Here is a 12,099-nt window from a genome sequence, read left to right as displayed (position 1 = left end):
TTTTATTACTCTGTCAGTAAGCAAAACATAATAAAGTAAAAGGTATGTACAAATTCCTTGCATTCATTCTCACCCGTTCCTGGTAACACCCTGAAAAAGAATGCTGCTTCAAAACCCGGTGGTCGGATTGCACTGCCCTGCCGCAGGCGTTATGGTGGTCATCACATTTCGATAACATATAAAGCTTTCTATGACGTTTTCTGCTTTCGGTGACAAATTTACCCGTTTTTCAGGCATCACACGCCTGATGGGCGATATGAATGACGGTTTACGCACCCCTGGCGCGGTGATGCTGGGCGGCGGCAATCCGGCGCAAATTCCTGAGATGCAGGATTATTTCCAGACGCTGCTGACGGAAATGCTGGCCGCAGGCATGCTGACCGAAGCACTGTGCAATTACGACGGACCGCAGGGTAAAGACGTATTGCGTCATGCGCTGGCAGAAATGTTACAGAAAGAACTGGGCTGGCAGCTCGATGCACAGAATATCGCGCTGACCAACGGCAGCCAGAGCGCCTTCTTCTATTTGTTCAACCTGTTCGCCGGACGTCGCGCCGATGGCAGTATGTCAAAAGTGTTGTTCCCGCTGGCACCGGAATATCTCGGTTATGCCGACGCCGGTCTGGATGAAAATCTGTTTGTGTCAGCCAAGCCAAACATCGAATTGCTGCCGGAAGGGCAATTCAAATATCACGTCGATTTCGATCATCTCAATATCACTGATGACATCGGCCTGATCTGCGTGTCACGCCCGACCAACCCGACCGGCAACGTCATTACCGACGAAGAGCTGATCCGACTCGATGCCCTGGCGCAACAGAAAGATATTCCGTTATTAATCGATAACGCCTATGGCGTGCCGTTCCCGGGCATCGTATTTACGGATGCCACACCGTTGTGGAATCCAAATATTATCCTGTGCATGAGTCTGTCGAAACTCGGCCTGCCGGGTTCACGCTGCGGTATCGTCATTGCTGATGAAAAAATCATCAAAGCGATCAGTAATATGAACGGGATTATCAGCCTGTCGCCGGGCAGTGTCGGCCCCGCGATTGCTCATGAAATGATTGTCCGTGGCGATTTACTGCGCCTTAGTGAAGACGTGATCAAACCGTTCTATTTCCAGCGTGTGCAGGAAACCATTGCCACGCTGCGCCGTTATCTGCCGGAAGAACGTTGTCTGATCCACAAACCGGAAGGCGCGATTTTCCTGTGGCTGTGGTTTAAGGATTTGCCAATCACCACCGAAGTGCTGTATCAGCGGCTTAAACAGCGCGGCGTGCTGATGGTACCGGGCGATTACTTCTTCCCGGGGCTGGAACATCCGTGGCCACACACCCATCAGTGTATGCGGATGAATTACGTGCCTGACGCCGAACAAATTGAGCGCGGCGTGAAGATCCTGGCGGAAGAGGTGGAGAAGGCGCACGCGGAAAATCTTTAACGGCGCGATATTTTGCAGACAAAAAGGGGAGGACAAATTAATGTCCTCCCCTTTTCTTTTATCGGGCTGGAATCGTCTTATTCAGACTGGTTTTCCAGCGCAGGTTTCTCAGTGCCAATCGCAATTTTTTGCGGTTGCAGCGCTTCCGGTACTTCACGCACCAGATTGATATGCAGCAGGCCATGGGTAAATTCAGCGGCCGATACGCGCATATGCTCTGCCAGAGTGAAACTCAGCGTGAAAGGCTTAATCACTAACCCCTGATGCAGATATTCCACCTGGTTTTCAGGCTGAGCCGGTGTGCCGCTGACCGTTAATCGCGGCCCTTCGACTTCAATATTCAGTTCACTTTGCTGGAAACCGGCCAGCGCCAGTGAAATGCGGTAATGGTTGTCATCAGACTTTTCAATATTGTAAGGAGGAAAAACCTGATCAGCACCCTGCATTGAACTGGCTAATTTATCGAAACCAATCCACTGACGCAGTAATGGGGAAATATCATAATTACGCATAATGTTACTCCTTCTTTGAAGCGAGATGATTAATGCCTTCATCCGTTTTGGATGTGACGGTACAGCTCCCTGACGGCGAGCCTAAACTTTTTCATTTTCTGGCGGTCAATAACGATGGCCGCCGGTGACTTATTGCCGGTACTTATTGCCGGTAAATCAGCGGATTTCGATACGCCGCGGTTTGGATGATTCAGGAACGACGCGCTCCAGATCGATATACAGCAAACCGTTCGACAAATTGGCGGCTTTTATTTGAATATGCTCCGCCAACTGGAACTTACGTTCGAAATTACGCTCAGCAATGCCCTGATATAAATAGGTCCGCCCGGTGTCGGCCGGTGCATGCGCACCTTTGACCAGCAACATGTTGTCATGCGCAGTAATGTCCAGCTCAGATTCGGCAAAACCTGCGACCGCGATAGCAATCCGGTAATGGTTTTCGTCAACCAACTCGACATTATAAGGGGGATAACCGCCGCCCTGATTCTGACCCGATTCGATAAGATTAAATAAACGGTCAAAGCCAATGGCAGAACGGTATAACGGGGATAAATCAAAATTACGCATTACAACTTCTCCTGATATTCAGCGAGTATTGTTGAGTCGTCCTCCAGGCGGACCGACCCGCTCCGCAGTGATGACAGAAGAACCCTTCCGGCGTTGCTCCTCCTGCGTCGTACAGTAAAAATGGAGACGAAAGGGCGTATTTCAAGCCAGAAAAAACAAAAAATTTGGCTGTTGTTTATAGGCTGACAGCCAAAATACATGACGGGCCAGGGCAAAAAGCCAGGGGGAACAGACAGATTCCTGCAAGATTTCAAATAGTAATTACACTTAATGGGATCGCAGCCACAGAGCTACAGCTTGCTTTGTTAATTTTTTGGGCCGAGTGGTATAAGTCACATTGACGTATAAGCTCAGCCTGACAGCATAAGATGAGTTCTAACATGATGAAATTTGCATTAACGCCGCTGATGACAGGATGTGTTTTTTTAGCGACGAGCGGTTGCTCCAGCGTAATGAGCCATACAGGTGGTGATACCGGATATTATTCAGGCGCACGCGCTGATGTGAATATGATGAAAAGCGATGACACCAGTTGGGCGATGACGCCACTACTGTTAATTGATTTGCCGTTCAGCGCCTTGCTGGATACGGTACTGCTGCCTTATGACTATTTTCGCAGCGGAAAGGTGACCACGCGCGATCGCGTCAAAGCCAGTGAAGAACACAATATTGCGATGAGCAACGGTGTCGATATCGATCACATCCCGCCCATGACGACCACGCCGCGTCAGCAAAAATCGCCAACACATAAGAAATAGTCGCAATAAACCGGCCGGAACAGGCCGGTTCTTACCGCTCGTTAATGGCTGTCGGCCACGCAAATCTGTGAATAGCCTTCACACTGACGCATAAACGCCACTTTGCTGCCATCCGGTGAATACACTACGGCATCGGCGCACGGCGCGATTTCTGATCGTTGCGTTAACCGCTGCATCTTTCCGCTTTCCCAATCCAGCCGCATCACACTGTTATCGCATACCAGCGCCAGCGATTTTCCGTCCGGACTCCAGCTGAACGCAGACTGAATCCCCTGCCCGGAATGGCTGATTTGCACCGGTTCGCCGCCATTCGGTGAAACCGTCCAGACCTGTACGACCCCGCTTCGGTCTTTCATCAGAAACGCTATTTGTGCGCCATCCGGTGATGCGCGCAACCAGTGACGTGGTTGCAGGGCAATGCCATTTTCAGTAAAAGTAATCCGTCTCTGTTTCACGCCCGCGGGTGGCGCAGGCAGTAATTCCGGCGTGCCCTGCAAAGGGTTATCACCCGCCTGACGGTAATCTTTATCATTGTGCGGCAAATCCACCACGAAGATTTCAGGGTGCTTTTCGCCACGGACAGAAAGGGTGTCGCCGATAAAAGCCAGTGCCCACCGCTGACGGCGGCCATCCGGCTTCAGATAGCCCTCACGCCCCACCCAGCCTTCTTCGTAAGCACGGTTGATTTCATCGCTGCCGGGGTGAGGATAAGGCGTGGTTTCGCTGACCAGTATGCTGAAATGGCTACCATCGTATTCACGCGGATGATGTTTGGGAGAAACTACCGGATAACCTGACAGAGCAACGCCGACGTTGCGCAGGTCGAGCGCCGGATCGTGTTGATGCAATACATGATCGTTATAGGTAAAACTCAGACGTGAACCGTCCGGGCTGAAGACGTGAACATGTGTGCCACCGCGCAAGGCTCCGGCGGTAAAAGGCGCGGTGATGTCCATCGCATCCAGCGTGACAGCCTTTTCGCGCGCGGGCTCTGAGACGATGACACCGCGACGGTGATGAAAATCATACTGCCAGCTTTCATCCGGATTTTCCGGGCCATGAATAAACGCATAACGGGCGGGCAGATCCGGGCTGACGGTCACCACGCCCACGTGTGCGCCATCAGGTGCCTGATAAAGCACTTGTACCTCACCCGTTTCGACATTTACCCGCTCAATGGTTGAGCCGGTAAAAGAACCGCCATGCGGGCGCACGTCATACACCAGCCACTGACTGTCCGGCGTCCAGACGTTAATGTTGGTCAGCTGGTGCCCGCGGGCATCAGCGGTTAGCTGTTTTTCCATGGCCGTGAGGCTCCTCAGGGCAGGATCAGACGTTGAGTACGAATTTCTCAATGGCAAAGGCCACGCCGTCTTCCATGTTGGTTTTGGTCACGAACTGGCTGACGGCTTTTACGCTGTCCAGCGCATTTCCCATCGCGACGCCAATTCCGGCGTATTCCAGCATCGCGATGTCGTTTTCCTGGTCACCGAGCGTCATCACGCTCTCCCGCGCGATACCCAGTTTTTCCGCCAGCGCCTTCACGCCTTCGCCTTTATTCACCCGTTTATCGAGAATTTCGAGGAAATACGGTGAGCTTTTCATGATGGTGTAGCGTTCCCTTGCTTCCGCCGGAATCTGGCTGATAGCGCGATCCAGCAGTTGTGGATCATCAATCATCATCACTTTCGGGAAGGTCAGCGCCGGATCCATTTCCTCTGCCGGGCAGAATTGCAGCGGGATACCGGTGGTGAAGGATTCATGCACGCTGTATTTGCTGATATGGCGGTTGGCCGTAAACAGGTCGGTTTTTGTCAACGCGTGGAAATGAACACCGAGCTGACGGGCGAGCTCTTCAAAGTAATGATAATCTTCAATTGTGAGGGCTATTTCGGCGATCACGCTGCCATCTTTGGCATTATGAACCAGCGCACCATTATTGGTGATGCAGTAACACCCTTCCTGCTGTAAATCCAGTTCCATCAGATAACGCTGCACACCGATAAAAGGACGGCCGGTCGCCAGAACGATTTGCACGCCTTTCGCCCGTGCTTCTGACAACGCTTTTTTAACGGCCGGTGTCACTTCATGCTGCGGATTGAGCAACGTCCCATCCATATCAATTGCAATTAATTCAATAGCCATAGCATCCTCAGAATTTAAATAACATGCATCAATGCTAACGCGATCAGCCGCTGTAAAGCCAGCCGGAATACGGAGCGCGCCAGACGAAAAAAAAGTCCGAAGCGGTTTCCCGGTTCGGACTCTTTATCAGCTCATGCCGCCAATCAGCTATTAATATCAGATATCGATATTGGCAGCTTTCAGGGCGTTCTCTTCAATGAAGGCGCGGCGCGGTTCAACCGCATCGCCCATCAGCGTGGTGAACAACTGGTCAGCAGCAATGGCGTCTTTCACTGTCACACGTAACATGCGACGTTGTTCAGGATCCATGGTGGTTTCCCACAGCTGATCAGGGTTCATTTCGCCCAGACCTTTGTATCGTTGAATCGACAGACCACGACGGGACTCTTTCACCAGCCATTCCAGTGCCTGCTCGAAGCTGGTCACCGGCTGACGGCGTTCACCACGTTCGATGAAGGCATCTTCTTCAATCAGGCCGCGAAGCTGTTCGCCCAGTGCACAGATTTTGCGGTATTCGCCACCCTGAACGAAGTCAGCATCGAGATCATAATCAGTATCGACACCGTGCGTACGGATACGCAGAACCGGTTCGAAAAGCTGATGTTCGCGGTTTTCACGCACGATTGCGCTGTAAGAACTGCCGTGCTGCTCTTTCTCATTGAGACGCGCGACCAGCGATTCCATCCAGGCCTGAACTTTGGCCTGATCGGTCAGATCTGACCCCGGCAGGGTTGGCTGATAAATCAGGTTGTTCAGCAGCGCACGCGGATAACGACGTTCCATACGGCCAATCATTTTCTGTACGCTGTGATGTTCAGCGACCAGTTTCTCCAGCGGTTCACCCGCCAGGGCCGGAGCATGGGCGTTGGCGTGTAACGTTGCCCCGTCCATCGCAATGGAAATCTGATATTGATCCATTGCCTCGTCATCTTTAATGTACTGTTCCTGCTTGCCTTTTTTCACTTTGTACAACGGCGGCTGTGCGATAAACACATGACCACGCTCGACAATTTCAGGCATCTGACGGTAGAAGAAAGTCAGCAACAGGGTACGGATGTGTGAACCATCGACGTCGGCATCGGTCATGATGATGATGCTGTGATAGCGCAGTTTGTCCGGGTTGTATTCGTCACGGCCAATGCCGCAACCGAGAGCAGTAATCAGTGTGGCCACTTCCTGAGAAGAGAGCATTTTGTCGAAGCGCGCTTTCTCTACGTTAAGGATTTTACCTTTCAACGGCAGAATCGCCTGGTTCTTACGGTTACGGCCTTGTTTTGCTGAGCCGCCCGCTGAGTCCCCTTCCACTAAGTACAGTTCGGAATGCGCCGGGTCGCGTTCCTGACAGTCTGCCAGTTTGCCTGGCAAACCAGCCAGATCCAGCGCACCTTTACGGCGGGTCATTTCACGGGCTTTACGGGCCGCTTCACGGGCGCGCGCAGCATCGATGATTTTACCGACAACGATTTTGGCGTCTGATGGGTTTTCCATCAGGTAATCCACCAGTTTCTCGTTCATCAGCGTTTCAACGGCCGTTTTCACTTCAGAAGAAACCAGTTTATCTTTGGTCTGTGAAGAGAACTTAGGATCCGGCACCTTCACAGAAACAACAGCAATCAGGCCTTCACGGGCATCGTCACCGGTGGCGCTGATTTTGGATTTCTTGCTGTAGCCTTCTTTATCCATGTACGCGTTCAGGGTACGGGTCATCGCCGAACGGAAACCGGCTAAGTGAGTCCCGCCATCACGCTGTGGAATATTGTTGGTGAAGCAGTAAATGTTTTCCTGGAAACCATCATTCCACTGCAACGCAACCTCAACGCCAATATCGTCCTTCATCGTAGAGAAATAGAATACGGTCGGGTGGATTGGGGTTTTGTTTTTGTTCAGGTATTCCACGAAGGCTTTGATACCGCCTTCATAATGGAAGTGATCATTCTTACCATCACGTTTATCCAGCAGACGGATTGCCACGCCGGAGTTCAGGAATGACAGTTCACGCAGGCGTTTCGCCAGAATGTCATATTCGAATTCAGTGTGATTGGTGAAGGTGTTGAAGCTCGGCCAAAAACGTACCGTGGTGCCGGTTGCGTCAGTATCGCCAATCACTTTCAGCGGATCCTGCGGTTCGCCGTGCACGTAAGTCTGGGTGTGCACTTTGCCTTCACGGCGGATAACCAGTTCCAGTTTTTCCGACAAGGCGTTAACGACGGAAACACCCACGCCATGCAGACCGCCGGAGACTTTATACGAGTTATCGTCGAATTTACCGCCAGCATGAAGAACGGTCATGATGACCTGAGCAGCAGAAACGCCCTCTTCTTCATGAATGCCGGTCGGAATACCACGACCATCATCCTGTACGGAAACAGAGTTATCCGCATGGATCGTGACCTGAATCTCTTTACAGTGGCCCGCGAGGGCTTCGTCGATAGCGTTGTCCACAACCTCGAATACCATGTGGTGCAGACCAGTGCCGTCATCGGTATCGCCGATATACATGCCGGGGCGCTTACGCACCGCGTCCAGCCCTTTTAATACCTTGATACTTGAGGAGTCATAAGAATTCGACATCAACGTTTCTCGCTCATTTTTAGTCCTGTGATAGAACGGCTATTTTACCTTGTTCCACGCGGAACATCTTGCCCTTTTCACCCATCATATCGGTCACTTGCTCAGCGCTTATCGCGCTGACAAAAACCTGTGCCTGGGTGGCTTTCAGGCGATCGGCCAGCAACCGACGTCGGTCGGCGTCAAGCTCAGAGGCAAAATCGTCAAGAAGATACAGGCAACGCCGCCCGCTCTGTCGGGTGAGAAACTCACCCTGCGCCAGTCTCAGCGCACACATCAGTAACTTCAGCTGCCCACGGGACAGTAAATCTTCCACCGGCGTGCCGTCGGCACGAATGCGGAAATCCGCTTTATGCGGGCCTGATGCGGTATACGTTAAAGCTCTGTCGCGTTCAAAATTACGCTCCAGCAACTCACCGTACTCAGTCTCCTTATCCCATCCACGCTGGAAAGAAAAACTGAGGGCGAATTCGGGCAGGAACTGCGCGCAGGTCGCGCTGATATCAGCCGCGATTGCTTCGCTGTAGGCTGCCCGCCATTCGCTAATGCGTTCGGCTAACGGGATCAGTTCCTGATCCCAGGCACGAATTTGCGCATAACGACCCACCTGTCGCAGCGCGGCGTTGCGCTGCTTGAGTAACCGTCGCAGGTTGCTCCAGGCGATAAAAAAACCGGGGTCGTGATGAAAACAACCCCAGTCAATAAACGCCCGCCGGTACTTCGGCCCGCCATTAAGCAGGGTGAAGCCTTCGGGTGTGATAAGTTGCATTGGCAGCATCTGCGCCAGTTCAGATACTTTGTGGCCGTCACTGCCATCAATGCGTACTTTACTGTCGCCCTGACGGCTTTTGCTCAGACCAATCGACAATTCACGATCACCGCCGTCATCCACACGCGCATGGAGAACAAACTCCGGCTGATCGTGACGAATTACGCGTCCGGCCTGCAAACTGCGAAAAGCGCGGCCATGCCCCAGCGTATAGACCGCTTCGAGCACGCTGGTTTTACCGCTGCCATTGGGACCGACCAGAAAGTTAAAACCGGGCGACGGATCTAAATCCGCCGCCTCGATGTTGCGGAAATCTTTTATCAGTAAGCGCGTTAAAGCCATTAATTCAGACTATAGCCTCATAGGCATGACAACGTACGCCGCTGACTGGCTCGCAGCATCTTCGATCTGTACGCTGGAAACGGAGTCTGTCAGCAGAAGATTAACGTCTTCGCACTTGAGCGCGTTGAGCACATCCAGGACGTAACTGACGTTAAAGCCGATTTCCATTTCAGTGCCTTCGTAGCCGACATCCAGAATTTCTTCTGCTTCTTCCTGTTCCGGGTTATTTGCGGTGATTTTCAGCTGGTTATGGCTGACATACAAACGCACGCCGCGGAATTTTTCATTGGACAGGATGGCCGCACGGGCAAACGCCTGTTTCAGCAAATCGCACCCGGCTTGCAGCGTTTTATCCGGATTTTTCGGCAATACGCGGCGATAATCAGGGAAACGACCGTCAACCAGTTTGGAGGTAAAGATGAAGTCGCCGACGTGAGCACGGATATTGTTGCTGCCGATCTGCAGTTGCAATGTGGTGTCACCGCCGTCAAGCAGCCGCACCAGTTCCATCACACCTTTTCGCGGTACGATCACCGAATGTGACGGCAGAGACTGACCGATTGGCATAGAACACACAGCCAGACGGTGCCCGTCGGTCGCAACAGTACGCAGCTCTTCACCTTCGGTTTCGAACAGCATACCGTTTAAATAATAACGAACGTCCTGATGCGCCATAGAAAACTGCGTGGCTTCGATCAGACGCTTCAACGTAGCCTGCGGCAGGGTGAATTCTACTTCGCTTTGCCAGTCGTCGAGATTAGGGAAATCTGTTGCCGGCAGGGTCGACAGCGAGAAACGGCTGCGGCCTGATTTGACCAGCATGCGATCGCCGTCGAGAGCAACGGAAATTTCCGCGCCTTCCGGCAATCCCCGACAAATATCAAAGAATTTACGCGCCGGCACCGTGGTGGCACCCGCTTCATGTGGCTGAGACAGCGCGACTTTCGCCACCATCTCCATTTCCAAATCCGTCCCGGTCAGCGACAGCGCGCCATCCGTTACCTGTAATAACAGGTTACCCAGAATAGGCAACGTTGGTCGTCCACCCAGCGGGCTACTGACCTGTTGCAGTGGTTTCAGCAAATGCTCACGTTCAACAATAAATTTCATAGCGCTAGGAAGATAATGTTCTGATTAAGTTGGAGAAATCTTCTTTGATGTCGTGACTTTCTTCACGCAACTGCTCGATTTTACGGCAGGCGTGCAACACCGTGGTATGGTCCCGACCACCGAACGCATCGCCGATTTCTGGCAGGCTGTGGTTGGTCAGCTCTTTCGCCAGCGCCATCGCCATCTGGCGTGGGCGGGCTACCGAACGGGAGCGCCGTTTGGAAAGCAGGTCAGCGACCTTGATTTTATAATATTCGGCCACTGTTTTCTGAATATTATCGATAGTGACCAGCTTCTCCTGAAGCGCTAACAAATCGCGCAACGCTTCACGAACGAAGTCGATAGTGATCGCACGGCCGGTAAAGTTGGCGTTGGCAATCACGCGGTTCAGTGCGCCTTCAAGCTCACGCACATTAGAACGCAGACGTTTAGCAATAAAGAAGGCAACTTCGCCCGGCAGACGGATATCGTTCTCGTCCGCCTTTTTCATCAGGATCGCCACGCGGGTTTCTAATTCAGGCGGCTCGATCGCCACCGTCAGGCCCCAGCCAAAACGCGATTTCAGACGATCTTCAACACCGTTGATCTCTTTTGGATAACGATCCGAGGTCAGGATGATCTGCTGATTGCCTTCCAGCAGGGCATTAAAGGTGTGGAAGAATTCTTCCTGCGAACGTTCTTTATTAGCAAAGAACTGGATGTCATCGATGAGCAACGCATCAACAGAACGGTAGTAACGTTTGAACTCTTCAATGGCGTTGTTTTGCAGAGCTTTGACCATGTCCTGCACAAAACGCTCGGAGTGCATATACACCACTTTGGCATTGGCTTTGCGCGCCATGATGCCGTTACCGACTGCATGCAATAAGTGGGTTTTACCCAGACCGGTGCCACCATAAAGGAAAAGCGGGTTATACGCGCCACCCGGATTATCCGCCACCTGACGCGCCGCCGCGCGAGCCAGCTGGTTAGATTTACCTTCTACGAAGTTATCAAAGGTATGTTTCGGGTTGACGTTAGAGCGATAGGATAGCTCGGGCTGAGCCGGTGAACTGTCCCAGCTTGGACGGGAAGGTGCCAGACGCGGAATCGCAGGCGCAGCCTGTGAACTGACGCTGGCTGCGACAGGCTGACTGACGCGTTGGATCACCGGCTTGCTGCCGACTTCAAAACGCAGCAACGGTGCATCCGTGCCGCAGAAATCGTTAAGCAAGCCGTTAATATTGTTTAGGTATTTGTCACGAACCCAATCCAGGACAAAACGATTCGGGGCATACAGCGCCAGCGTATTGTCGTTGAGTTCCGCCTGCAGGGGGCGTATCCACATACTGAATTCTGTGGCAGGTAGTTCATCCTGCAAACGGGCAAGACATTGCTGCCAAAGCGAAAGTGACACGGCGGACTCCACTCGAACAAGTATCAAAAAAGAAAAGGATCAGGATGTTTTTTAAATCATGATTTTTGGCGCACGTTCCGCCCGTCAATGGGGGAAATTTCTCTCACCACCCTGTCAGCGGCGTAAAGTCACGTGCGAACCGCTTTTTGCGGTTTTTGTCGAAAGCATCCCAGCCGGGATCGCGATCGGAATGGCGGATCATAACGCAATCCGGCACAGAGATCCTCCCCTTCCTGACAGTTTAGATCCTTTTTATCCACAGGCAGCAATCGGCAAGTGGGTAAGCTTAGCCGATCCTTTTTAAATTAGGCGATGTAATCATCACTCTGCTGAAAAAATAGGAGTCCGCTGAGTTAAATTTCATCATACTGCGAGAAAGATCTCACGCCTGTGGATAAGGATCAGCCGAGGATCCTTGCGATTTATAGCAGAGTCCGTATAATCCTCAGCCCTACGTGTGAAGCCTGTGTTCCTGATGGTCATAACCA

At 52.1% G+C, this 12,099-nt stretch carries 10 protein-coding genes; 2 read left to right on the top strand and 8 right to left on the bottom strand.

Annotated elements, in window-relative coordinates; all coding sequences use genetic code 11:
- Nucleotides 1-190: 190 nt before the first annotated feature.
- Entirely contained in the window at nucleotides 191-1,444 is a 1,254-nt protein-coding gene (locus RAHAQ2_RS00055; RefSeq protein ID WP_014333285.1) for a valine--pyruvate transaminase, read from the top strand.
- A gap of 77 nt (nucleotides 1,445-1,521) precedes the next feature.
- On the opposite strand, the gene ibpB is transcribed toward RAHAQ2_RS00055, so the two are convergent.
- Nucleotides 1,522-1,956, bottom strand: coding sequence for a small heat shock chaperone IbpB (gene ibpB / locus RAHAQ2_RS00050; RefSeq protein ID WP_014333284.1), 435 nt, complete (start codon nucleotides 1,954-1,956; stop codon nucleotides 1,522-1,524).
- Between the two features lie 156 nt (nucleotides 1,957-2,112).
- Nucleotides 2,113-2,523, bottom strand: coding sequence for a small heat shock chaperone IbpA (gene ibpA, locus RAHAQ2_RS00045; protein WP_014333282.1), 411 nt, complete (start codon nucleotides 2,521-2,523; stop codon nucleotides 2,113-2,115).
- A 380-nt stretch (nucleotides 2,524-2,903) separates the two neighbouring features.
- On the opposite strand from ibpA, the gene RAHAQ2_RS00040 reads away from it, so the two are divergent.
- Nucleotides 2,904-3,281 (top strand): YceK/YidQ family lipoprotein, encoded by a 378-nt coding sequence (locus RAHAQ2_RS00040; protein WP_014333281.1) that lies wholly within the window; start codon nucleotides 2,904-2,906, stop codon nucleotides 3,279-3,281.
- 41 nt (nucleotides 3,282-3,322) lie between these two features.
- Here the strand turns inward: RAHAQ2_RS00040 and RAHAQ2_RS00035 are convergent, their stop codons facing one another.
- From RAHAQ2_RS00035 to dnaA, 6 genes are all read right to left on the bottom strand, one after another.
- On the bottom strand, nucleotides 3,323-4,585 hold the full coding sequence (locus RAHAQ2_RS00035) for a YidR family protein (protein WP_014333280.1): 1,263 nt from the start codon (nucleotides 4,583-4,585) through the stop codon (nucleotides 3,323-3,325).
- Between the two features lie 25 nt (nucleotides 4,586-4,610).
- Nucleotides 4,611-5,426 (bottom strand): sugar-phosphatase, encoded by an 816-nt coding sequence (gene yidA, locus RAHAQ2_RS00030; protein ID WP_014333279.1) that lies wholly within the window; start codon nucleotides 5,424-5,426, stop codon nucleotides 4,611-4,613.
- 156 nt (nucleotides 5,427-5,582) lie between these two features.
- Nucleotides 5,583-7,997 (bottom strand): DNA topoisomerase (ATP-hydrolyzing) subunit B, encoded by a 2,415-nt coding sequence (gene gyrB, locus RAHAQ2_RS00025; protein WP_014333278.1) that lies wholly within the window; start codon nucleotides 7,995-7,997, stop codon nucleotides 5,583-5,585.
- A 19-nt stretch (nucleotides 7,998-8,016) separates the two neighbouring features.
- The gene (gene recF, locus RAHAQ2_RS00020; RefSeq protein WP_014333277.1) at nucleotides 8,017-9,105 is read right to left on the bottom strand and encodes a DNA replication/repair protein RecF; all 1,089 of its coding nucleotides are present in this window, start codon (nucleotides 9,103-9,105) and stop codon (nucleotides 8,017-8,019) included.
- Nucleotides 9,106-9,114: 9 nt separating this feature from the next.
- The gene (dnaN, locus tag RAHAQ2_RS00015) at nucleotides 9,115-10,215 is read right to left on the bottom strand and encodes a DNA polymerase III subunit beta (RefSeq protein ID WP_013573353.1); all 1,101 of its coding nucleotides are present in this window, start codon (nucleotides 10,213-10,215) and stop codon (nucleotides 9,115-9,117) included.
- A 4-nt stretch (nucleotides 10,216-10,219) separates the two neighbouring features.
- Nucleotides 10,220-11,611 (bottom strand): chromosomal replication initiator protein DnaA, encoded by a 1,392-nt coding sequence (gene dnaA / locus RAHAQ2_RS00010; RefSeq protein ID WP_014333276.1) that lies wholly within the window; start codon nucleotides 11,609-11,611, stop codon nucleotides 10,220-10,222.
- Nucleotides 11,612-12,099 lie beyond the last annotated feature (488 nt).

It is taken from the genome of Rahnella aquatilis CIP 78.65 = ATCC 33071, from assembly GCF_000241955.1.
Classification (GTDB): Bacteria; Pseudomonadota; Gammaproteobacteria; order Enterobacterales; family Enterobacteriaceae; genus Rahnella; species Rahnella aquatilis.
This window is presented reverse-complemented; position numbering and strand designations above follow the sequence as displayed.